Annotated in this window: 18 protein-coding genes, 1 tRNA gene, 1 pseudogene and 1 riboswitch; of the genes and pseudogenes, 17 read left to right on the top strand and 3 right to left on the bottom strand. The window is 65.8% G+C overall.

The genetic code is table 11. The features are described 5' to 3' along the window. Positions 1-3: 3 nt before the first annotated feature. The 7 genes from AC5RUU_RS07335 to AC5RUU_RS07365 all read left to right on the top strand — a co-directional run bounded on the left by AC5RUU_RS07335 (position 4) and on the right by AC5RUU_RS07365 (position 10,433). Complete coding sequence (locus tag AC5RUU_RS07335; RefSeq protein WP_493974544.1) at positions 4-1,170, top strand: Gfo/Idh/MocA family protein; 1,167 nt, start codon at positions 4-6, stop codon at positions 1,168-1,170. Positions 1,171-1,253: 83 nt separating this feature from the next. Continuing rightward, complete coding sequence (locus tag AC5RUU_RS07340; RefSeq protein ID WP_493974545.1) at positions 1,254-2,300, top strand: LacI family DNA-binding transcriptional regulator; 1,047 nt, start codon at positions 1,254-1,256, stop codon at positions 2,298-2,300. A gap of 91 nt (positions 2,301-2,391) precedes the next feature. Then, a complete protein-coding gene (uxaC, locus tag AC5RUU_RS07345; protein WP_493974546.1) occupies positions 2,392-3,798 on the top strand; it encodes a glucuronate isomerase in 1,407 nt (468 codons plus the stop codon). Beyond that, the gene (locus AC5RUU_RS07350; RefSeq protein ID WP_493974547.1) at positions 3,795-5,165 is read left to right on the top strand and encodes a mannitol dehydrogenase family protein; all 1,371 of its coding nucleotides are present in this window, start codon (positions 3,795-3,797) and stop codon (positions 5,163-5,165) included. The genes uxaC and AC5RUU_RS07350 overlap by 4 nt, the downstream gene beginning before the upstream one ends. 239 nt (positions 5,166-5,404) lie before the next feature. Then, entirely contained in the window at positions 5,405-6,838 is a 1,434-nt protein-coding gene (gene uidB, locus AC5RUU_RS07355) for a glucuronide transporter (RefSeq protein ID WP_493974548.1), read from the top strand. A gap of 44 nt (positions 6,839-6,882) precedes the next feature. After that, positions 6,883-8,112, top strand: coding sequence for a D-mannonate dehydratase ManD (gene manD, locus AC5RUU_RS07360; RefSeq protein ID WP_493974549.1), 1,230 nt, complete (start codon positions 6,883-6,885; stop codon positions 8,110-8,112). A gap of 65 nt (positions 8,113-8,177) precedes the next feature. Next, the gene (locus AC5RUU_RS07365; protein ID WP_493974629.1) at positions 8,178-10,433 is read left to right on the top strand and encodes a gluconokinase, GntK/IdnK-type; all 2,256 of its coding nucleotides are present in this window, start codon (positions 8,178-8,180) and stop codon (positions 10,431-10,433) included. Positions 10,434-10,501: 68 nt separating this feature from the next. Here the strand turns inward: AC5RUU_RS07365 and AC5RUU_RS07370 are convergent. Next, a tRNA-Ser gene (locus tag AC5RUU_RS07370) sits at positions 10,502-10,591 on the bottom strand. A 106-nt stretch (positions 10,592-10,697) separates the two neighbouring features. On the opposite strand from AC5RUU_RS07370, the pseudogene AC5RUU_RS07375 reads away from it, so the two are divergent. The 4 genes and pseudogenes from AC5RUU_RS07375 (at position 10,698) to AC5RUU_RS07390 (ending at position 14,811) form a co-directional block, all read left to right on the top strand. Continuing rightward, positions 10,698-12,186 (top strand): annotated as a pseudogene (locus tag AC5RUU_RS07375) (HNH endonuclease signature motif containing protein). A gap of 80 nt (positions 12,187-12,266) precedes the next feature. Continuing rightward, positions 12,267-13,310 carry a zinc-dependent alcohol dehydrogenase gene (locus AC5RUU_RS07380; RefSeq protein ID WP_493974550.1) on the top strand — a complete coding sequence of 348 codons (1,044 nt, stop codon included), beginning with the start codon at positions 12,267-12,269 and terminating at the stop codon, positions 13,308-13,310. Positions 13,311-13,313: 3 nt separating this feature from the next. Continuing rightward, positions 13,314-13,709, top strand: coding sequence for a 6-pyruvoyl trahydropterin synthase family protein (locus tag AC5RUU_RS07385; protein ID WP_493974551.1), 396 nt, complete (start codon positions 13,314-13,316; stop codon positions 13,707-13,709). A gap of 4 nt (positions 13,710-13,713) precedes the next feature. Continuing rightward, positions 13,714-14,811: a glycosyltransferase family 4 protein gene (locus AC5RUU_RS07390; protein ID WP_493974552.1), complete on the top strand. Its 1,098-nt coding sequence runs from the start codon at positions 13,714-13,716 to the stop codon at positions 14,809-14,811. Between the two features lie 11 nt (positions 14,812-14,822). Here AC5RUU_RS07390 and AC5RUU_RS07395 read toward each other — a convergent pair whose 3' ends face one another. Next, entirely contained in the window at positions 14,823-15,326 is a 504-nt protein-coding gene (locus AC5RUU_RS07395; protein ID WP_493974553.1) for a nucleoside deaminase, read from the bottom strand. Positions 15,327-15,386: 60 nt separating this feature from the next. Here AC5RUU_RS07395 and AC5RUU_RS07400 point away from each other — a divergent pair, with 60 nt between their 5' ends. From AC5RUU_RS07400 to AC5RUU_RS07410, 3 genes are read left to right on the top strand one after another with little or no spacing between them, the layout of a single operon-like run. Then, positions 15,387-16,190 (top strand): phosphatase PAP2 family protein, encoded by an 804-nt coding sequence (locus AC5RUU_RS07400; protein ID WP_493974554.1) that lies wholly within the window; start codon positions 15,387-15,389, stop codon positions 16,188-16,190. 12 nt (positions 16,191-16,202) lie between these two features. Further along, positions 16,203-16,838, top strand: coding sequence for a uracil phosphoribosyltransferase (upp, locus tag AC5RUU_RS07405; RefSeq protein ID WP_493974555.1), 636 nt, complete (start codon positions 16,203-16,205; stop codon positions 16,836-16,838). Between the two features lie 51 nt (positions 16,839-16,889). Further along, entirely contained in the window at positions 16,890-17,264 is a 375-nt protein-coding gene (locus AC5RUU_RS07410) for a glyoxalase superfamily protein (RefSeq protein ID WP_493974556.1), read from the top strand. A gap of 70 nt (positions 17,265-17,334) precedes the next feature. Here AC5RUU_RS07410 and AC5RUU_RS07415 read toward each other — a convergent pair whose 3' ends face one another. Then, positions 17,335-18,045 (bottom strand): aggregation-promoting factor C-terminal-like domain-containing protein, encoded by a 711-nt coding sequence (locus AC5RUU_RS07415; protein ID WP_493974557.1) that lies wholly within the window; start codon positions 18,043-18,045, stop codon positions 17,335-17,337. 5 nt (positions 18,046-18,050) lie between these two features. Further along, positions 18,051-18,205, bottom strand: a riboswitch (cyclic di-AMP (ydaO/yuaA leader). 928 nt (positions 18,206-19,133) lie between these two features. Here AC5RUU_RS07415 and AC5RUU_RS07420 point away from each other — a divergent pair. The 3 genes from AC5RUU_RS07420 to AC5RUU_RS07430 all read left to right on the top strand — a co-directional run bounded on the left by AC5RUU_RS07420 (position 19,134) and on the right by AC5RUU_RS07430 (position 21,610). Beyond that, positions 19,134-19,997 carry a winged helix-turn-helix domain-containing protein gene (locus AC5RUU_RS07420; protein WP_493974558.1) on the top strand — a complete coding sequence of 288 codons (864 nt, stop codon included), beginning with the start codon at positions 19,134-19,136 and terminating at the stop codon, positions 19,995-19,997. A gap of 62 nt (positions 19,998-20,059) precedes the next feature. Continuing rightward, the gene (locus tag AC5RUU_RS07425; protein WP_493974559.1) at positions 20,060-20,587 is read left to right on the top strand and encodes a SixA phosphatase family protein; all 528 of its coding nucleotides are present in this window, start codon (positions 20,060-20,062) and stop codon (positions 20,585-20,587) included. Between the two features lie 24 nt (positions 20,588-20,611). Next, positions 20,612-21,610, top strand: a complete 999-nt coding sequence (locus AC5RUU_RS07430; protein WP_493974560.1) for an EamA family transporter — start codon at positions 20,612-20,614, stop codon at positions 21,608-21,610. The last annotated feature ends 439 nt before the right edge of the window (positions 21,611-22,049 follow it).

A 22,049-nucleotide genomic window follows, 5' to 3' on the forward strand; every position in this document is an offset into this window, starting at 1 on the left:
TTCATGAGCAGCAAAGTACGCCTTGGCATCATAGGCTTTGGCCAGCAGGGCGGTGCCTACGCCAGGTTCATCAAGGACGGCCTGGTCCCGAACATGGAAATCGGCGCCATCTGTGACACCGATCCGGCAAAGAAGGAACTGGCGGCCTCACAGTACCCGGATGCGCCGTTCTACGACGACTACATCACGATGCTCGAAGGCGGCGACGTCGACGCAATTGTCACCTGCGTCCCGCACTACCTCCATCCCGGGATGGGCATCGAGTCACTCAAGCGCGATATCCACGCGCTCGTTGAGAAGCCGGCCGGCGTCTACACCCGGCAGGTCCAGGAATTGAACGAGTTCGCGGCGTCCAAGCCAGGGCTGTCCTTCGGCATCATGTTCAACCAGCGCAACAACCCGCTGTACAAAAAGCTCAAGGAGATCGTCGACAACGGGGAGATCGGCAGCATCCGCCGGACCAACTGGATCATCACCAACTGGTGGCGGCCGCAGGGCTACTACAACTCCAGCGAGTGGCGCGCCACCTGGGGCGGAGAAGGCGGCGGCGTCCTGGTCAACCAGGCCCCGCACCAGCTCGACCTTTGGCAGTGGATCTGCGGCGTTCCAAAGTCCGTGTACTCCAAGGTGGCGTACGGCTTCCGGCGCGATATCGCCGTCGAGGACGAAGTCACCGCAGTGGTGGATTATGGCGACGGCGCAACGGGCGTTTTCGTGACCGCCACCCACGACATCGTGGGAACCGACAGGTTCGAGATTCTTGGTGACCAGGGCAAGATCGTCGTCGAGAACAGCCAGACCGCAACCGTGACGCGGCTGGTCAAGCCGGAGCGCGAACTCAGTGACGCCATGGGCATGGACGATATCCGCAAGCTTTTCATGGGCCAGCTGAACCGCGAGGAGTTCTGCAGCACGGAAGTCATCGAATTCGAGTCCGCCTGGGGCAGCCAGCACGCGGGTGTCCTGGAGAACTTCGCCGCCAACATCCTGGACGGCACGCCGCTGCTGGCACCCGGCTCGGACGGCATCAATGGGGTCCGCCTGGCCAACGCCATCCACCTCTCCAGCTGGACCGGCAAGGAGGTTCCGCTGGACTTCGACGAAGAGGAGTACCTGCAGGAACTGAACAAGCGCATCTCGGAGGAAGGCAAGTTCCCCGAGCGCACGTAGGCTCGGGACCAGGACAGGCCGGTTGCCGCGACAACGTTGGCAACCGGCCTGTTTTAGTTGCCAAACCGGACTAGGATGAAGCAGTGACTGACGCGTCGATCTCCGAAGCAGCAACTGTCCCTGCCAAACGTGGCCGCGGGGAGAAGTCCAACGCCACCATCTACGACATCGCCAAGCTTGCCGGTGTCAACCCCTCCACCGTGTCGCGGGCACTCACCAAGCCCGGGAGGGTCAGCGCGAAGACCCAGAAGATCATCGAGGATGCCGCCGCGCAACTGAACTACCAGGTGAACCCGTTCGCGCGTGCGCTTCCCACGGGGAGGACACAGACCATCGGCCTGATCGTCGCCGATATCACCAACCCCACGTTCTTCGACATCATCCGGGGTGCCGAGACCACCGGGGCAGCCCGCGATTACACCTTGGTTCTTGCCGAGTCCGCCGAGTCGCCGGAGACAGAGGTCACCGCGGCGCGCCGCCTGCTGAGCACGGTGGACGGCCTCATCCTGGCCAGCCCCCGCATGGATGACGACCAGATCCGGGCCCTGGCCGCCGACAAACCGGTAGCGGTTATCAACCGACAAATCGACGGCGTTCCCTGCGTGGTTCCGGACGTCAATAAGGGCATCAGCCAGGCCGTCCGCAGCCTGGCCGCCAACGGACACAAGCAGCTCGCCTACGTAGCCGGGCCGCCGCAGTCCTGGATGACAGCCCGCCGCTGGGAGGGCGTCAGAGCGGCCTGCGAGTGGTCCAAGCTGGACGCCGTGCGCCTGGAATCCACCAAGCCAACCGTCGACGGCGGCCGGCAGGTTGCGCGCGACGTCCTGAAAAGCGGTGCGACGGCGGTGATCACCTACAACGACCTCCTCGCCATCGGCCTGATGCAGGAGCTCCAGGCCGGAGGCATGCGGGTCCCGGACCAGATCAGCATCGTGGGCTTCGACGACATCTTCGGTGCTGATTTCACCACGCCTGCCCTGACTACCGTGCGCTCACCCCTCCGGGAATGCGGGACAACGGCGGTAACCATCCTGCTGGACGTCCTGCTCGGGCACGAGGCTCCGGAAGGTGCCGTCACGGTGGAAACGGAGCTGGTGGTACGAGGCTCAAGCGGACGGCTGCTGGACTAGCCGGAAAACCCACCACAACGGTCGTTGCAAAAAGTTGGCAATATTTGGCAACCGGTTGACAAAACTATGGACTGCCGCACAAGATTGACCTATGTCACAGTCCCTCGCAGCCCACCCCGACCGGCTCCTGCCCGCAGATCCCGGGACGCGCAGCATCGCGCGCTCCTTGCTGGAGCGCGTCCAGGACCTGCCCATCATTTCCCCGCACGGCCACGTTGACGGCGCCGTCATCGAACAGAACACGCCGTTCCCGGACCCCGCAGCCCTCCTGGTCAGCCCGGACCACTACGTCACCCGCCTGATCCATGCCAGCGGCGTTCCGATGGACCGGCTGCGGGACGGAGCCGCGTCGGCGCCGGCATCACGGGAGGTCTGGCGGACGTTCGTGGATTCCTGGCCGCTGTTCGAGGGCACTGCCTCCGGATACTGGCTGCGCACACAGTTCGATTCTGTCTTCAGGCTCGGCGCGGACCTGGGAGACATGTCCGCCGATGCCAGCTATGACGCCATCGCCGCAAAGCTGCAGGAACCCGGCTTCCGTCCCCGGCAGCTCTTCAAGGATTTCAACATCGAAGTCCTGGCCACCACGGACGATCCCCTCGACAACCTCGCCAGCCACAAGGCACTGACGCAGGATCCGACATTCAACGGACGCGTCCTGCCGACGTTCCGTCCGGACGCCTACCTCAATCTGGCGCACCCCAGCTGGAGCGCCAACGTGGACCGGCTGATCGAAACGGCCGGCGGGGGAGCCACGGGCTACGCCGGCTACATTGCGGCCCTGGAGAACCGCCGCCGCTACTTCGTGGAGCACGGCGCCGTCTCCGCGGACCACGGCGTCCGCACCCCCGCCACGCTCAAGCTGGACACTGCCGGAGCGGAAGCGCTCTTCGAGCGGGCACGTGCAGGCAGGGCAACTGCCCAGGACCGGGACGCCTTCGAGGCCCACATGATGTACCAGATGGCCCGGATGTCCGTGGAGGACGGGCTGGTCATGACCATCCACCCGGGGTCATACCGGAACCACCACGAACCAACGTTCAACGCCTTTGGTGCCGACACCGGACACGACATCCCCTTCGCCGTGAATTACACCGAGGCCGTCCGTCCGCTGCTGCAGGACTTTGGCACCGCCAAGGACTTCCACCTGGTCCTCTTCACCCTGGACGAGACCGTGTTCTCCCGGGAACTCGCCCCGCTGGCCGGCTTCTATCCCTCCGTGTACCTTGGTGCACCGTGGTGGTTCCTGGACGCACCGGACGCCATGCTGCGTTTCCGCTCCGCCGTCACCGAGACCGCCGGTTTCTCCCGTTCGTCGGGCTTCATCGACGACACGCGGGCGTTTTGCTCCATCCCCGCACGGCACGACGCCTCACGCAGGATCGAAGCATCCTTCCTTGCCCGCCTTGTGGCCGAGCACCGCATCAGTGAAGACCGCGCACACGAGCTGATCCTCGACGTCGTTGATTCATCGCCGCGACGGGTTTTCAAGCTGTGACCGCCGGACTGCGCCCCGTGGCGGGCCCCTCCGCGGTCCAGGAACTTCCGCCCTTGGACCGGAAGCTTTTTCCCTACCCCAAGCCACCTGTCCGGATAGTCCACCTCGGGCTCGGCGCTTTCCACCGGTCCCACCAGGCCTGGTACACCCAGCAGGCTTCCGACGCCGACCAGTGGGGAATCGCCGCCTTCACCGGCCGCCGGCCCGACGCTGCACTCGCCCTGGAAGCGCAGGGCGGTCTGTTCACCGTCGTCGAGCGTGGTGACAGCGGTGACTCGTTCTCCGTTGTGGGGAGCATTGTCGAAGCCGCGGACGGCGGCAATCTTGGGCGTTTGACCGAACTTCTGGCCGCGCCGGAGACTGCCGTAGTGACGCTTACCATCACGGAGGCTGCGTATGGACTTGGCGCCGAAGACCTCCCGCTGCTGGCCGCCGGAGGGGACCCCACGACGCCGATGGGCCGCCTGGTCGCCGGCCTGGCCGCCCGCAGGGACGCGGGCGGAGGTCGCCTCGCCGTGGTCAGTTGCGACAACCTTTCGGAGAATGGAACAGTCGCCCGTAATGGCGTGTTGGGACTTGCCGGAAAGCTCGACGCCAACCTGGCTGCATGGATCGGGGCAAACGTCAGCTTCGTGAGTACGTCCGTCGACCGGATTACTCCGCGGACTACCCGGGAAGACATTGCCCTGGTAGGGGAGAGGTGCGGATACCGCGACGGTTCGCCCGTGGTCACCGAGCCGTTCCACAACTGGATCCTGAGCGGCGGGTTTCCCGCCGGCCGCCCGCGCTGGGAAGACGCCGGAGCGGTCTTCGTTGACGACATCGAGCCCTACGAGAACCGCAAGCTGTGGCTGCTCAACGGAGCCCACTCCATCCTCGCCTACGGTGGGCAGCTGCGCGGCCATGCCACCGTGGCGGAAGCCCTGGCTGACAAGGTGTGCCGGCAGGCTGTGGAGCGGTTCTGGGATGAGGCGGAAGCCAACCTTCCCGCCACCGGCCTGGAGCTTTCCGCCTACCGGTCCGCGCTCCTGGCGCGGTTCGGCAACGCCCGGATTGCGCACCACCTGGCGCAGATAGCCATGGACGGCAGCACCAAGCTGCGGATGCGTGCAGTGCCTGTCCTGAAGGCGGAACGGGATGCCGGCCGGACCGGTGCCGGTGCGGCGCTCATGATCGCTGCCTGGATGGACTTCACGGCCTCAGGCGTAACCATCAACGATCCCCTGGCGGACGGTGTGACCGCCGCCAACAAGCTCAGCGGAACCGCACGCACCCACGCGCTGTTGGAGCTGGTGGATGCCGTACTGGCGGGAGACCACGCTGTGGTGGAGCTGGTGGCGTCCCTTGCGGGCAGCTTTGCGCGGTAGCCCGCCGCGGAATAAGCCAACCCCAGGGCTGCCCGGTCCCTGCCCCGCAGGAGCCGGGCAGCTCCTTTTGCTGAAGTTTCACCACAAAAGTGGCAACCGCTTGCCAAATGTTTGCCACACGGCTAGGATTACAACATACGACCCGCAGGCATTCCGGCGCGCAGCACTGCCGCCCTAGCCGAAAATCCCCAACATCTTTCCGTCAGCCTGCGGGCCGGCACCGGGTAAAGGAGCCCAATATGAAAAAGCTGAGCAAGCTGAGCATCGTCGGCTATGGCGCCGGCGACGCCGCCAACAACCTGGCCTTCACCACCGCCACCATGTTCCTGCTGGTCTATTACACGGACGTCGCCGGCATCTCTGCCGCCGCCGCCGGGACGCTGCTTTTGGTGGTCCGTGTTTTTGATGCGTTCGCCGACGTCTTCGCCGGCCGGGTGGTGGACCGGACGTTCAGCAAGCGGTTTGGCAAGTTCCGGCCGTTCATCATGTTCGGGTCCATCCCCTTGCTCCTGCTGAGCGTTGCCACATTCTCGGTGCCGCAGCTCGGCGAATCCGGCACCCTGCTGTACGCCTACGTCACCTACGCAGCACTTGGCCTGGCTTACAGCCTGGTCAACATTCCGTACGGCTCCTTGGCCGGGGCCATGACGCAGGACCCGGGCGAGCGCGCCAAGCTGGGTTCGGCCCGCATGGTGGGCGCCGCACTGGTGGGCTCCTCACTGGGCATCTTCGTGGCCCCGCTGGTAAAGCCCGGTGCTGACCTGCAAGCCACGTTTACGGGCATCACCATCGCATTCGTGGTCATCGGCGCAACCCTGTACTTCTTCACCGTCCTCACGGCCAAGGAACGCGTCCACCGGGCAGTACCCAACGTGACGCTCAAGCAGAGCATGGAAACGCTGAAGAGCAACAAGCCGCTGATGATGCTGTGCCTGAGCTCCTTCCTTTTCCTGTCCGGCTACCTGGCCCTGACCTCCGTCCAGCTGTACTACCTGCGCGACGTGCTGGGAAGGCTGGACCTCTACCCCGTCCTGTCCATCCTGCAACTGGTAATGACTTTCGTGCTGGCCGCCTTCATGCCCCGGCTGGTGCGCGCCGTAGGGAAAAAGAACGTCTACGTCTACTCCGCGGCCGTCTCCGTGGTGGGCGGTGTGATCGTTTTCCTTGCGCCCTCCAACCAGACGTGGATTGGTTTCAGCGGCCTGGTGGTCAGCCTGCTGGGTGTTCTGGCTGTCAACATCGTGGTGTGGGCCCTGGAAGCGGACACCGTGGAGTACGGCGAGTGGAAGACCGGCGTCCGGACCGAGGGCATCACTTACGCCCTCTTCTCCTTTACCCGGAAGACCGGGCAGGCCGTGGGCGGAGCGCTCGCTGCCTACGCCCTGGCCCTGGGCGGCTATAAATCAGGTGCCGCCCAGACTTCTGAAGCCATCGTGGGAATCCAGGTTGCGGCGGGTGCCATTCCCGCCGTCCTCACCGTCCTGGCCCTGCTGGTCATGTCCAAGTACAAGTTGACGGACGCCTTGCATGCCGAAATCCTCTCTGACATCCGTGCCCGCCGGTCAAGTGCCGGAACTGGCGCCAGTGACGCTGCCCTCGGTGATGAAGGTTTTCCCGACGGCGTGACGTCCCGTGAGGAAGTCGCCGCGCCGTCCTTCACCTCCTCCAAGTAAGCCCCAAGCCAAGCAAGTCCAGCCCAGCCCTGAAAGGACCAGCTGTGAAAATCATTGCCGCCGACGTCTTCGTGACCAGCCCCTCCCGGAACTTCGTGACCCTGCGGATCACCACCGAGGACGGTGTGACCGGCATCGGCGACGCCACCCTCAACGGCCGGGAGCTCGCCGTCGCCGCGTACTTGAAGGAGCACGTTGCGCAGCTGCTGATCGGCAAGGACCCGCACCGGATCGAGGACACCTGGCAGTTCCTTTACCGCAGCTCTTACTGGCGCCGCGGGCCCGTGACCATGGCCGCGATCGCCGCGGTAGACATGGCGCTGTGGGATATCAAGGGCAAGCTGGCCGGCATGCCGGTCTACCAGTTGCTGGGCGGGGCGTCCCGGACCGGGCTCCGCGCCTACGGCCACGCGTCAGGCTCGGACATCCCGTCCCTCTTCGACTCCGTGCGTGAACACCTGGAACTTGGCTACAAGTCCATCCGGATCCAGACCGCCGTTCCCGGGATCAAGGCCGTGTACGGTGTCGCGGCGCAGGCGCAGGCGTCGGGGGAGCGGTATGACTATGAGCCGGCTGGCCGGGGCACCTTCCCGCTGGAGGAGGACTGGGACACCCGCGCCTACCTCCGCCACCTGCCCACCGTGTTCGAGGCGGTGCGGAACGAGTTCGGCCCGGAAATCCCGCTGCTGCATGACGGCCACCACCGGATGACACCGATCCAGGCCGCCAAGCTGGGTAAGGCGCTGGAGCCCTATGACCTGTTCTGGCTGGAGGACTGCACCCCGGCCGAGAACCAGGAGGGCCTCCGCCTGGTCCGCCAGCACACCACCACGCCGTTGGCCATCGGGGAAATTTTCAACACCGTGTGGGACTACCAGACGCTGATCAAGGAACAGCTGATCGACTACGTGCGGGCCGCGTCCACCCACTTCGGCGGGATCAGCCCGTTGAAGAAGGTCATGGACTTCGCCGCGCAGTACCAGATCAAGTCCGGCTTCCACGGCCCCACCGACATTTCCCCGGTCGGGTTCGCCGCGCAGCTGCACGTGGGCCTGGCCATCCACAACTACGGCATCCAGGAATACATGCAGCACTCGGACAAGACCAACGAGGTCTTCCAGCAGTCCATGACCTTCAAGGACGGCTACCTGCACCCGGGCGACAACCCCGGCATCGGCGTCGAATTCAACGAAGAAGCCGCCGCTGCGTACCCGTACCAGCAGGCCTACCTGCCCTACAACCGACTCATCGACGGAACGGTCCACGACTGGTGAACACTCTCAAACCAGCAGCAACGGGCCCTGAACTGGCCGGTGCCGCCAAGCTCCGCGTCGTTGTCATGGGCGTGTCCGGGTGCGGCAAAACCACCATCGGCGACCTCGTGGCACGCGAACTCGGCGTCCCGTTCCTCGACGGTGATTCGCTCCACCCGGTGGAGAACGTTGCCAAAATGGCGGCCGGCACACCCCTCACGGACGATGACCGCTGGCCCTGGCTCGCCACCGTGGGCTCCGAGTTGGCCAACGCCGGAGACGGCGGGCTGGTGCTCGCCTGCTCCGCGCTGCGGCGAAGCTACCGTGACGCCATTCGCGCCAAGGCGCCTGACACCGTCTTCCTGCACCTGCACGGCAGCAGGGAAGTCCTCAGCCAGCGCCTCGAAGGCCGGACCGGGCACTTCATGCCCACCACCCTCCTCGACTCCCAACTCGCCACCCTCGAACCGCTCCAGGCCGACGAAGCAGGGTTCGTCGTCGACATCGCCGCCCCTGTTGACGAAGTGGTGGCCTCGGCACTGGCGAACCTTGCCGCCGTCGTCCGTCCCGCCCCTGCCGGGACCGGCACCCGGCCGCGGCAGCCCGGCGTGGACCTGGCGGCACCGCCGTTCAACCTCGACGGCGAGGCCATCGCCTGGGTGGAAGGCACCATTGGTGCCATGAGCCTTGAGGAGAAGATTGGGCAGCTGTTCATCAACCACAACAACAGCTATTCACCGGAGTACCTCGACGGCGTGCTGGACACCTACCACGTGGGAGGCATGCGATACCGTCCAGGTCCCTCCGCTGCCGTGCAGGAACACATCCGGTACGCGCAGTCCAGGTCCCGGATTCCGCTGCTGGTTGCATCCAACCCGGAGATGGGAGGTGCTGGAAGCTGCGACGACGGGACGTTCGTCTCCACCCACCTGCAGGCGGGGTCGCACCCGGACAAGGGCATTGCCCGGCAGATGGGCCAGGTGGCCGGGGTTGAAACCGCCGCCCTTGGCTGCAACTGGGCATTCGCGCCGATCGTGGACATCCACTACAACTGGCGGAACACAGTGGTTTCAACGCGTTCGTTCGGCAACACCCCGGACGTCGTGGTGGAGCGGGCCAAGGAGTACTTCGACGGGATCAGTGAATCGCCCACTGTCTGCGCCATGAAGCACTTCCCGGGCGACGGTGTTGATGAACGGGACCAGCATGTGGTGACGTCCTACAACACCTTCGGCTACGAGGAGTGGAACCGGACCTACGGGCATGTGTACCGCGAGATGATCTCCCACGGGGTGCAGTCCATCATGGTGGGGCACATCGGCGCACCGGAACTGTCCCGGCACTTCAGGCCAGGCATCGAGGACAAGGACATCCTGCCCGCCACGCTCTCACCTGAGCTGTTGCAGGACCTGCTCCGCGGTGAACTTGGCTTCAACGGGCTGATCCTCACCGACGCATCGCTCATGGTGGGCCTCACCCAGGCGATGAAGCGCAAGGACCTGGTGCCTGCCACCATCGCCGCCGGCTGCGACATGTTCCTGTTCTTCCGCAACCCCGCGGAGGACTTCCAGTACATGCTGGAAGGGTACAAGTCCGGCGTCGTTACCGAGGAGCGGCTGCATGATGCCCTGCGGCGGATCCTTGGGCTGAAGGCTTCGCTGGGGCTGCACCGGAAGGCGGTGGAGGAACTGGTGCCGCCGGCTGAGGGGCTCTCCGCCATTGGCAGTGCTGCGCACCGGGCCATTGCGGCCGAGGTCGCGGACAAGACGGTAACGCTGGTCAAGGATACAGCGGGGAATCTTCCGATCACTCCCGAAACCCACCCGCGGATTCGCCTGTACGGCATTTCCGGCGGCTCGGACTTTACCCGGGCCGACCCGCTGGCCTACCTGGACACTGTCAAGGAGGAACTCGAAGCCGCCGGCTTCGAAGTGCACGTCTTCCGGACTGCCGAACAGCGCGAAGCTGCGGGGGAGGCGGGAGTGAACTTCATGACCGTCCTGTCGGAGGAAGCCACGGCGGACTACCCGGAGAAGTACGACGCCGCCTTCGTTTTCGCCAACGTCAAGGGGTTTGCCCAGGAGGCAGCCATTCGCATCAAATGGTCCGCCCCCATGGCCGCCGAGATTCCCTGGTACGTCACGGAAGTGCCCACAGTGTTCGTTTCGCTCAACCAGCCGAACCACCTGATCGATGTTCCCATGGTGAAGACGGCCATCCATGCCCATGCCGGGACGCGCGAGGCCATCCGGGCAGCCATCGACAAGATCCAGGGCAAGACGGCGTTCCAGGGCACGTTCAACGAAAACGTGTTCTGCGGTTCCTTCGACACCCGGCTCTAAAGCGCCAGGCAACCGAGCCGACGAAGCAGAAGGCCCCTCTTCCGGTACAGGAAGAGGGGCCTTCTTATTGGCGGTGACGGTGGGATTTGAACCCACGTTGGCTTTTACACCAAACAACATTTCGAGTGTTGCACCTTCGGCCGCTCGGACACGTCACCAACCTCAATAGGGTACCGGAGCGAGGCGCACATCCCCAAAACGGGGGCGGGAACCAGCTGACTCCAGGGCCGGAAAATGTCGTACCAATCCTGCCAGGCTTTGAGTATGAACACGGAAGCGGTCACGGACGCGGGCGGTGGTGGCGGTATTGCTGCTGCTGTGGCGTTGGTGGCTGGTTTTGTTGAAGGGGTTGCTGGCGTTGTTGCCGGTGGTCCGGGCGCGGTTTCCGATGATGTAGCCGCTGATGGTGTTGATCCGTTGCGGCGGTACGCCGGCGACTGTTTGGACGGGTTGGCGCTGATTGCCAGGATCGAGGCTGCGGCCGCCGCGGTGAAGGTGCGGTTGGTGGCCGGGTACGCGGAGGCTGCCGCTGCCTTGGAGGAACCGGCCTGCAGTTCCCAGTGGGCTGCCGGGCAGCAGATGGCTGTGGTCGCGGAGGTCGCCTGCGTCCTGACGATCGGGGAGCCGGGGCGGGTGCGCTGGTCGGTGCGGCGCGTGCGTTGACCGGCTCGTTGCCGGCGGCTTTGGATGCGTTGCAGGCCGGGGCGGTGTCGTGGCAGAACGCCCAGGTCCTGGTGGACGAGGCCACGGGCCTGGACGCTGCGGGTTTGGCGGCCCTGGAGGCACGCTTCCTGTGCGTGGATGGACTTGGCACGGGCCTTGACGGGGCCGGCGCTGGGGGTGTTGCGGGGGAGTTGCCGCCGGCGCGGTTGCGGCGGAAGGTGCGGTCGTGGCGGGAACGCCACCATCCCGAATCGATCGGGACCCGTCACGCCAAGGCGGTGGCGGGCCGGCGGATGGAATACTCACCGGACCGGGACGCGATGGGCTGGGTCTCGCTGTTCCTGCCCGCCGACAAAGCCAACGCCGTGTGGAACCGGACCAGGGCCCTGGCCCGCGGACTGCAGGGCCCGCACGAGGCCCGCACCCTTTCCCAGTTGATGGCTGATCTCGGTGCCGCCGCGCTCCTTGGTGCGCCGGACCGCGCCGGCACCGGCCCGGCGGGCGGCCCGGTGGTGGTGCCGTCCCCGCAGGCGCAGGTGCTGGTGACTGTCCCGGTGTTCTCCCTGCTCGGGCTCACGGATGAACCCGCGGTCCTGGACGGCCAGGGCCCGGTCCCGGCGTCGATGGCGAGGAAGCTCGTTGCCGAGGGGGCGGGATGGTTTTACCGGGTGCTGGTGGATCCGCGGGACGGGGCCCCGTTGGAGATCGGCCGGACCAGTTACCGGTTGACGAAGGCGATGCGGAACTGGCTTCGGCTCAGGGACGGCAAGTGCCCGTTCCCGGGGTGCAGCAACTCCTCGCCGGACAACGAAGCCGACCACCTGCTCGCCTGGCACCACGGCGGCGCCACCGGAATCACCAACCTCGGACAGCCCTTCCCCAGGCACCACCGGATGAAACACACCAGCCGCTGGAAACCCACCCCGGCAACAAAAAACCAACCACCCGGCTGGACCTACCCGCCGGCCGGCACTACAAGAGCGAACACCAGGACTGGGAACCACCACACTGGCCGCCGGGATTTATGTCTGGCGAACTTCCGGGGGACCGAAGCCTGCTTGAACTGACCCTTGTGAGGTGCCTGTCTTAGCCACTGAGCGGGACTGGTAGTGCTGTCACCCGCCGTCGGACTTTCCCATGGGCACCAGTCCAGCTAGATTCGTCAGCAAGATGACGAATTCACAAAAGCCCGTCCACGCGACCGCCTACTGGACCACTGCACGGGAACATGGCGAGCTCCGGTCCGAGGACATCCCGGCGCCGGGCCCCGGCGAAGCCCTTGTCCGCGCCCTCTACTCCGGCATCAGTAAAGGCACGGAGATGGTAGTCCACAGCGGCGCCGTCCCGCCGCGGGTCGCCGAGGAGATGCGGGCACCCCACCAGGAGGGGCAGTTCCCGGGACCGGTGAAGTACGGATACCTGTCGGTGGGTGTGGTGGAGGAAGGCCCGGACGAGTGGAAGGGCCAGCGGGTTTTCTGCCTGAACCCGCATCAGGACCGCTACGTGCTTCCAGTCGCCGAGCTGACAAGGATTCCCGACGACGTCCCTTCACAACGCGCGGTCCTCACCGGAACCGTGGAAACCGCTGTCAACGCACTATGGGAGGCCGGACCCCGACTGGGGGACCGGGTTGCGGTGGTGGGTGCAGGCCTGGTAGGCGGCATGGTGGCCACGCTCCTGCGCACATTCCCACTCTCCCGACTCCAGCTGGTTGACCTGAACCCTGGCCGGAAACAGCTGGCGGACACCCTGGGCGTTGACTTCGCCCACCCGGATGCCGCCCTGGCCGACTGTGACATCGTGTTCCACTGCTCCGCATCGCAGGAAGGCCTGGAGCGGAGCCTCCAGCTGGTTGGCGACGAAGGGGACGTCATTGAGATGTCCTGGTACGCCAACCGGGAAGTCACCCTGCCCCTCGGCGAAGACTTCCACGCGAGGCGCCTGTCCATCAGGGCCAGCCAGGTGGGCGTCGTGGCCCGTGCCCGCCGCCACCGCCGTACCAGCGCGGACCGCCTGCAGCTTGCCGTGTCCCTCCTGAAAGATCCGGTGTTCGATGCATTCCTCACCGGTTCGTCGCCGTTCGCTGACCTGCCGGACGTGGTGCAGGGCCTCGCCCACGGCACCCTCGAGGCCCTGTGCCACGTCATCGAGTACCGCCAGGACACCGGGGAACTGCAGGAATCAGCTCCCATCAACTCCACAGACCAGAGGTAACGCATGTTCAGCCTGACCGTCCGCCGCCACTTCATGATCGCCCACAGCCTGCCGCGGGAATCGTTCGGCCCGGCCCAGGCCCTGCACGGGGCCACGTTCGTCGCGGAGGTGGCATTCCGCCGTCGTGCCCTGAACGATGACGCGATCGTCCTGGACATCGGCGCCGCCGGAACAGTGATCGAGGACGTCCTGGCGGGGTTGAACTACCGCAACCTGGACGAGCACGCCGACTTCGCAGGCAAGCTCAGTACCACCGAAGCGCTTGCCCAGTACATCGCGCACGCGGTTGCAGACAAGATCAAGGACCACGACGACGGCCGTCACCTTGACGGCATCGACGTCACCCTGCGCGAAAATCCGGACGCCTGGGCCACCTACTCCCTGGACCTGGCCGGCTAGATCCATGCTCCCCATCCGCCTGCTGGTTCCCGCAAACATCCGCCATCACTCCGGCGGCAACGCGTACAACGCCCGGCTGGTCCGCGGGATGACGGACCTCGGGGCCGATGTTGAGGTGGTGCCCGTTGAAGGGTCCTGGCCGGAAGCCTCAGCAAAAGACCGACGCCGGTTCGGAAGCCTTCTGGGAGCCTGGGAACAGGAGGCGGAGCGGAAGCCGGCCCTGGTCATCGTGGACGGCCTGGTAGCCGTAGGTGCCCCCGACGAGCTGGAGTACGCGGCCAAGGCGGGGCGCAAAGCCTGGGTGCTGGCGCATATGACGGTTGATAAAACGGAGGATCCCCGGCCACTTGATCGTGAAGCCCGGGCCATGCGGGCAGCTGCCGGCATCATCTCCACCAGCACCAGCACGGCGGCAACCCTGCAGGCGCGGCACGGGATGTCCCGCATCCACGTGGCACTTCCCGGCGTCGATTCGGCGCCGGTGGCGTCCGGATCCCGGCCGCCCCGCCTCATTGTCATGGCGGCGCACCTGCCCAACAAGGACCAGCTGCTCACGGTGGAAGCCCTGACACTGGTCAAGGACCTGGAGTGGTCGGCCGCCCTGGTGGGATCGGACCAGGCGGACCCGGACTATGCGGCAAACGTGCGCGCCTCCGTTGCCGCCCACGGGCTGGACAGCCGGATCCGCCTTACGGGCGAACTTCTCGGGAGCGCTCTGGATCGTGAGTGGGACGCCGCCGACCTGAGCCTGCTGGTATCCCGCGTCGAGGCATTCGGCATGGTGGTCACGGAGTCGCTGGCCCGGGGCATCCCGGTAGTGGTACGCCAGGGGACAGGGGCTGTGGAAGCGCTGGGGCTGGCGCAACTTGTTAAGGACGACGGCGGCGCCCGGCTTCCCGGGACGGCGGTGCCGCTTGCGCCCGGGGACCAGGAAAATCCCGCCAGGCTCGCCGGCGTACTGCGTCGCTGGCTGGAGGATCCGGAAACCAGAAACGAATGGCGTGCAGCCGCACTGGCGGCCCGGGACCGCCTACCGGGTTGGGACCAGACGGCCGGCACCGTGCTGGACGCGTTGGCGAATCGGGAAATGGAGCCCACCTAGGGAACGTCCCGCTATAAACGGCTCCGGTGCCCCGCGAAGAAGTCGCGGAGCAGTGCCCCGCACTCCGCTTCCCGCACACCGGGGTAGACCTCCACCCAATGGTTCAGCCGGCGCTCGCGGAGGACATCGAACACGGAACCCGCGGCGCCGGCCTTCTCATCCCAGGCGCCGAAGACCACGCGCGGAATCCGGGCCAGGACGATTGCGCCCGCGCACATGGCGCACGGTTCCAGGGTGACCACCAGCGTGCAGTCGGACAGCCGCCAGCCGTCGGCCGTCCCGCCCTCGAGCGCCGCAAGTTCCCGCAACCGCTCCGCAGCCCGTCGGATGGCCACCACCTCCGCGTGGGCTGTGGGGTCGCCAAGCTCCTCCCGCTGGTTGCGCCCGGAACCCAGCACGGCGCCGTCGGGCCCCAGCACCACGGCGCCAATCGGCACGTCCGCGGTGTCCAGGGCGCGGCGGGCCTCTGCGAGGGCGAGACCCATCCACGTGTCGTGTTTCCCAGCGGAGACCATGGCTCAATGATAGTTTCGAAGGATACCCAGGGCCCGTGACGCAACTTGCTGGGAGGCAGAATGAGCACCGTCCGAGACCGCGTGGACAAGTGGTTCAAACCCTATGCCGCCCTCTGGCTGACCATGATCATCGGCGGCGCCCTGGTGCTCGCCATGGCACTGCTGGGCGCCGAAGTGTATTCGGACGTGGTGGATGAGGAAGGCTTGGCAAGCCTGGACATTCCCGCCCTCGATTATTTCCAGTCCTTGCGGAACCCGGAAACGGACGCCTTCGTCACCGGCTTCACCAACATTGGCGGCGGAATCGGGATGCCCATCCTCGCGAGTATCCTGACCGCGTGGCTGACGTTCCTGAGCAGGTCGTGGCGGCCCGTCATCCTGGTTGGCGGCGCCGCCGCCGTGTCCACCACGGCCACCACGCTGAGCAAGCGGTTGGTCGGCCGGTCCCGCCCCGACCATTCGGAGGCAGTGCCGCCCTATGAAACCTCGCCGTCCTTCCCCAGCGGCCACACCCTGAACACCACGGTGGTGATCGGTGTGCTGCTGTATATCCTGTGCCTCCAGTTCTACAAACTTTGGGTACGCATCACGGCCATCACGGCGGGCGTGATCTTTATCATCGCCATGGGCTTGAGCCGGGTGTTCCTGGGGCACCACTGGCTGACGGATGTGATGGCCGGCTGGCTGCTGGGCCTGGCCTGGGTGGCGATGGTGATCCTTGCCCACCGGCTGTTCCATCTGACCAGGCGGAAGGAACACGCCGGACCGGCACCAGATTTCGAGCATCCCGTGGTGCGCGACGTGGTGGCCGAGGCCATGCATCACGACGGCCACGGCGGGCGCGGGACCGATAACGCCGGGTGATAGTTTTGACGAATGCGAACTCTCGTTGTGGACCACCCGCTCGTCGCCCATAAGCTCACCGTCCTGCGGGACAAGAACACCCCGTCTCCGGTGTTCCGGCAGCTGACCGAAGAACTGGTGACCCTCCTGGCCTACGAGGCAACCCGCGAGGTCCGCACCGAACCCGTCACCATCGAGACTCCGGTCAGCACCACCGTGGGTACCGCGTTCACCAAACCCACCCCCCTGGTTGTCCCCATCCTTCGCGCCGGCCTGGGAATGCTCGAGGGCATGACCAAGCTGGTCCCCACCGCCGAAGTGGGATTCCTGGGCATGGCCCGGGACGAGGAAACCCTGGACATCATCACCTATGCCGAACGTCTCCCGGAGGATCTCACCGACCGGCAGATCTTCGTCCTGGACCCGATGCTAGCCACTGGCGGAACCCTGCGGGAAGCCATCAAGTTCCTGTTCAAGCGCGGCGCCTCGGACGTCACGTGCATCTGCCTGTTGGCCGCACCCGAAGGCCTTGCCAAGCTGGAGGAGGAACTCTCGGACGCTAACGTGACCATCGTCCTGGCCTCCATCGACGAGAAGCTGAACAGCAAGTCCTACATTGTCCCGGGACTCGGGGACGCGGGCGACCGCCTGTACGGCATCGCAGGCTGAACCGGCCGGGCGAGTCTTCCGCATTCGGCGGCCCGCCCGTAGCCTGTGCCCATGGACTGGAAACTTGAACTTGTGTTTGTCCCTGTGTCCGATGTGGACCGTGCCAAGGACTTTTACGTCAACAAGGTGGGCTTCAACGCCGATTTCGACCAGCGGCCCACCGACTCCATCCGATTCGTCCAGCTGACCCCGCCTGGCTCCGCCTGCTCGATCTGCATCGGAGAAGGGCTTACGGACGCCCCTCCGGGTACGGGATCCAACCTCCAGCTGGTTGTCAACGACATTGAGGCCGCGCATCGCCATTTGAAGGAGAACGGCGTGGACGTCAGCGACGTGGACGTGCAGGACTGGGGCCACTTCGTCTACTTCGCAGACCCGGACGGTAACAGGTGGGCCGTGCAGTACATCCCGGGACGGGACTCTTAACAGGAAAACTCCCCGGCTTTCACGCCTGTGATGCGCGAAGGCCGGGGAGAATCAGCGGCAGCAGGGCTGCTCAGTACCAGTTGTTGGACAGGTGGAAGTTCAGCGCGCCACAGGGGGACTGGTAGCGCTCCTTGATGTAGTTCAGGCCCCAGTTGATCTGCGTGCGGTAGTTGGTGAGGTAGTCCGCACCGGCGCTCGCCATCTTCTCGGCGGGCAGGGACTGCACGATGCCGTATGCGCCGCTGCTGGGGTTGGTGGCCGTGGTGGTCCAGTCGGATTCCTTGGTCCACAGCGTCACCAGGCACTGCATCTGGTCCTGCGCCCAGCCGTAGGAACCGAGCTGCCCTGCGGCGTAGGCCTGGGCGCCGGCGGGGTCGTTGACCGCGACGACGGGGGCCAGCTCGGGTGCGGGCGCAGGCTCGGGTGCCGGAGCAGGTTCCGCGGCGGGGGCTGGCTCCGGTGCGGGCGCCGGGGCCGGTTCGGCGGCCTGTGGAACAACGTTGATTTCAGCGGGAGCAGGGGACTCGGCCGGGTTGGACCGGATCTCGCTCTTCTCGATGCTCATCTGCGCATCGGACTCGGCCGTCGCAGTGTTCGAGGTTGATGCGGCAGGAATCAAACCATCCGTTGCCTGGCCTGCGGCGCCTACTCCCACAAGCAGTGCACCGGACGCCACGAGGACTGCGGCGCGTTGGCCCAGGGTGAACTTACTGCCTTCGGGACGCTGGGCGTCGTTGTCGGAGCCGTTTTTTGGCCGCGGTTTTACCGGGAATTTGAACATGGTGAATCGCCTCTCACACCTGCGGAGTTAGCTGTCGGGTTCGGATGAGGGCATCCGGCCACACGGAAAAATCACGTGCTGGCTTAACCCCAAGGGCAGTCAATACCCGGGACGGTGGGTCCCCCGCCTCTGCCTTCGATCAATTCGGAATCCGGGAAGTGGCAGAGTTTGGCGTCATCCGGATACACGGCCCGAACGGGAACCGTACTTAATCGACGGTACAGGAACCGGGCGCTTAAGTCACATTTAGGTAACGGACATCACGACCACGGCGCGTCGGCTTGCAGTGACGACGGTCTCACTGGCAGCTGCAGGGCAAACGCGGTGCGGCCCGGCCGTGATGCTACCGTTACCCGTCCCGTGAGCCTCAATCACTGATTGCAGAATGGACAAGCCCGGGCCGCCGGTACCTTCTGCTGCTGGGGGAGGTTGTTGGTCATGGAGTGCGAAGTGGCCGTGAGGCAACTCTCCAATCGTTGGATATAGCCTGGCCATGGGGTTCCTGTGACCAGGCTGTGAATCCCCGGCGCAGGACGCTGGACGGGCAAGGAAGCCGGTCCCACCGGCCTGTCGGCAAGATTTTCTTGTCCCGCTCCGCGCGCCGCTGGACACAGTCCCACGGCATGGGGAGTGATTTTGGCATTTCGCACTCAGTTGAATGAAAGGAATCCTGAGTGCTTGCCTGCCGAATAACGTTCGGCAGAAGGGGCCTTTTTAGACATCAGAACGGATAACGAACGTTATTCTTTCGCTTCTTCCAGAATCGTGATCTGCGCCACAATAGAGCATTTCGTCTCACTATTCGGACGATCCGGTCCATTGTTACTTGCAAGTTGCCATTGTTACGCTGCACACTTCCAATGTGAACAAGAACTCAACAGCACCTGCAGCCGCAGAATATTGGCCCAGCACATCAGCTGCTGCCGACATGCGCTGTTGTCGAATGCACGCCTGACCTTCTCCACCCTTCGAAGTTCTTAGGCATTCGCCCCCCAGCCCAGCGTCGGGCGCCCCTCCCCAGTTCGCATTGCGGGAAAACCCAGCATTCGAGCCGCGATGGCGGCCATTCACATTGAGGTAAGCAATCCATGTCTGTTGCATCCGGATACGTCCACATCTCTGTCCGCAACGCCGCGAAGGCCGGCCAGCCCTCCGGCCTGCGTCCCGGCTTTGGCCCCCGCCCGTCGCTCTCGCCTTCTTCCGGAAGCAGCTTTCCCGCCCAGGGCTACGCGCCGCAGGGCTACAACCCCAACTCCTACGGGCAGCTCCGCGCCGTTCCCGCGGCCGACTCCGCACCTGTCACTGCACCCACGCCTGTGGTGGCCGGACCCAACGCCGTCCGCCCCGTAGCAAACGACAACGTGGCCCGCGGGTTCGTCCTGTACATGGGCATTGACGAGGAAACTGCCGCGGCGGCAGGCACCTCCATCGCCAAGCTCGCCCAGGAGATCCGCGCTTACGCCCAGTCCCTGGTGACCGGTGCTGAGAGCTACGCAGCCGTTGCGGTTGCCCCTGCCGGCACCCCCGGTTCCGCGCTCGACGTCGTTCGTTCCACCTTCGGCGACCCCACCGTGAACTCCCGCCAGCGCACCGAGACGCCGCGCCCGCAGCAGCCCCAGGAACCGCGCCCGTCCGGCGTGCTCATTGACCTTGCCCGCCGCGAGGTCCACCTCGACGGCGAATCGCTCAACCTGACGTTCAAGGAATTCGAACTCCTCAACTACCTGGTGGAGAACGGCACCCGCACCGTGGGCCGCGACGAACTGCTCGAAGGCCTGTGGCGGAACGCCGAGGAAGTGCCTAACGAGCGCACCATCGACGTCCACATCCGCCGCCTCCGCTCCAAGCTGGGCCGCCTGGCCAACACGGTCCGCACCGTCCGTGGCCAGGGCTACCGGTTCTACGAGCACCCCGAAGTTGTGGTCTGGGCCGCTCCGGAGTACTCAATCTGACCCGTACCGCCTGGCAGGCGCCCGCCCCTTGGGGGCGGGCGCTTGTTCGTTAAGCTTGGGGCATGAGGGAGCACCATCTTCGACGGCTTGTGATCATGCGCCATGCCAAGGCCGACTGGCCGGGCGGCGTGCCCGATCATGAGCGGCCGCTGGAGGAACGCGGGCACCGGGAAGCGCCGCTGGCCGGGCGTTGGCTGCTCAAGCACAACATCGTCCCGGACTTCATCCTCTGCTCGAGCGCATTGCGCACGCGGCAGACCTGCACCTGGGTGTGTTCCGAACTGGGGGACAAGGCACCCACTCCGAAGCTGGAGGACGGGCTCTACGCCGCCTCGGCCCTTCGGATGCTCTCGGTCATCAACCACGTCCCGGATACGGTGACCACGCTCATGCTGATCTCCCACCTGCCAGGCGTGCAGGACCTGGCCATGCACCTGGCTTCCCGCGATTCCGACCACGACGCCTATATGGACGCAGCCACCCGGTTTCCCACCAGCGCGCTCACGGTGCTCGAGACGGAGAAGCCGTGGGCGGAGCTGGACGGGCAGGATGCCAGGATCACGAGGTTCAAGGTGCCCCGCGCCCACTAGCCCCGGCTCTGGCAGAGTAGGAGCGTGAACCTCCGAGACTCCCTGCTTGCAGTGCTGGTGGCCGTGCTGTGGGGCCTGAACTTCGTGGCGATTGACATCGGCCTGCACCCGGGCGGTGCCGATGTGCCCCCGCTCCTGTTCGTGGCCATGCGCTTCGTCCTGGTGGTTTTGCCGTGGATCTTCTTCATCAGAAAACCGGACGTCAGCTGGAAGGCAATCATCGGCGTCGGGCTCTTCATGAGTGCAGGCCAGTTCGGCCTCCTCTATCTGTCCATGGCCCTGGGGATGCCGGCAGGACTGGCGTCGCTCGTGCTGCAGGCCCAGGTGCTGCTGACCGTCCTCCTGGCCGCCGGGTTCCTGGGTGAGCGGCCGAGCCGCCGGCAGCTGGCCGGCGTCGTCCTGGGCGTGGCGGGCCTCGCCGTCGTGGCGGTGGGCAGGAGCGCCGTGGCACCGCTGCTGCCGCTTGTGATCGTACTGGCAGCGGCCCTGTCCTGGGCTGTTGGAAACGTCATTGCCCGGAAAGCGAAGGCGGCCTCGGGACTCGGCCTGGTGGTCTGGTCCGGGGCGGTGGTTCCCGTGCCCCTCAGCGCGCTTTCACTGCTCGTGGACGGCCCGGGCACCGTCCTCGCCACGCTCACCAGTCTGCCGGCAGCCACTATCCTGACTGCGCTCTACACGGCCGTTTTTGCTTCGCTTGTGGGCTACGGCATCTGGAACCGGCTCCTGGCCAGCCATCCGTCGTCGGCCGTAGTGCCGTTTACTTTGCTGGTCCCCGTCGTGGGCATGACAGCCGCCTGGCTGGCACTGGGGGAGGTGCCGACACCTCCCGAGCTGGCTGGCGGGCTGCTGCTCCTGGGTGGGGTGGCGACCGCGGTGCTCACCACTGGAGGGCGGCGTCAGCGTCGCCGGGTGGAACCGGCACCAGGTTTGGGTGCGGGCCTGAGCGCCGGCGAAGAGGACGACGACGGGCGCTTGGCTGGTGCGGGCAGGCGTGCCGGTGCGCGTGATCCGGAGCGGCGCTGAGCCGCAGTGCCGTTCGCCGCAGCGCCCCTGGCTGCTGTGCCCTTTGCCGGCGTGCCTTTGGCGGCCGGCCTGGAAATTGCGGCAGCCCGCCGATGGGGAACGGGACGGCGGGGCGGCGACGCCCGCCTGCCCGCCGGCCAGGCAGCGCCGAGGAAGAGGAACAGGAACGTGGCCACGGCGGATGCTGCGGCACCCATGAAGTAGTTGTCCGGATCATCCGTGGGGAGGGGTGTGCCCAGGAACGACGACTCGCCGTCGAACGCCAGCTCCCAGGTGCTGAGAAAGGCCAGGGCGAACCCGACCGTGAGGCTGGTGCCGGCGCCGGCGGCCAGCAAAACCAGCCGCCGCCCGCGGGCCAGGACCTCACCGATCGCCGACAGGTAGGCAAGGGCCAGGACGCCAAGGAACGCGACGAATACCGGCTCCGCGAGCGTCATTC

The organism is Arthrobacter sp. K4-10C, from assembly GCF_059090085.1.

What these genes read in the sequence shown, in the direction of transcription:
- AC5RUU_RS07335 (WP_493974544.1), top strand. Translation starts at nt 4, where the DNA reads ATGAGCAGCAAAGTACGCCTTGGCATCATAGGCTTTGGCCAGCAGGGC.
- uxaC (WP_493974546.1), top strand. Translation starts at nt 2,392, where the DNA reads ATGTCACAGTCCCTCGCAGCCCACCCCGACCGGCTCCTGCCCGCAGAT.
- uidB (WP_493974548.1), top strand. Translation starts at nt 5,405, where the DNA reads ATGAAAAAGCTGAGCAAGCTGAGCATCGTCGGCTATGGCGCCGGCGAC.
- AC5RUU_RS07365 (WP_493974629.1), top strand. Translation starts at nt 8,178, where the DNA reads ATGGGCGTGTCCGGGTGCGGCAAAACCACCATCGGCGACCTCGTGGCA.
- AC5RUU_RS07380 (WP_493974550.1), top strand. Translation starts at nt 12,267, where the DNA reads ATGACGAATTCACAAAAGCCCGTCCACGCGACCGCCTACTGGACCACT.
- AC5RUU_RS07385 (WP_493974551.1), top strand. Translation starts at nt 13,314, where the DNA reads ATGTTCAGCCTGACCGTCCGCCGCCACTTCATGATCGCCCACAGCCTG.
- AC5RUU_RS07390 (WP_493974552.1), top strand. Translation starts at nt 13,714, where the DNA reads ATGCTCCCCATCCGCCTGCTGGTTCCCGCAAACATCCGCCATCACTCC.
- AC5RUU_RS07395 (WP_493974553.1), bottom strand. Translation starts at nt 15,326, where the DNA reads ATGGTCTCCGCTGGGAAACACGACACGTGGATGGGTCTCGCCCTCGCA.
- AC5RUU_RS07400 (WP_493974554.1), top strand. Translation starts at nt 15,387, where the DNA reads ATGAGCACCGTCCGAGACCGCGTGGACAAGTGGTTCAAACCCTATGCC.
- upp (WP_493974555.1), top strand. Translation starts at nt 16,203, where the DNA reads ATGCGAACTCTCGTTGTGGACCACCCGCTCGTCGCCCATAAGCTCACC.
- AC5RUU_RS07410 (WP_493974556.1), top strand. Translation starts at nt 16,890, where the DNA reads ATGGACTGGAAACTTGAACTTGTGTTTGTCCCTGTGTCCGATGTGGAC.
- AC5RUU_RS07415 (WP_493974557.1), bottom strand. Translation starts at nt 18,045, where the DNA reads ATGTTCAAATTCCCGGTAAAACCGCGGCCAAAAAACGGCTCCGACAAC.
- AC5RUU_RS07420 (WP_493974558.1), top strand. Translation starts at nt 19,134, where the DNA reads ATGTCTGTTGCATCCGGATACGTCCACATCTCTGTCCGCAACGCCGCG.
- AC5RUU_RS07425 (WP_493974559.1), top strand. Translation starts at nt 20,060, where the DNA reads ATGAGGGAGCACCATCTTCGACGGCTTGTGATCATGCGCCATGCCAAG.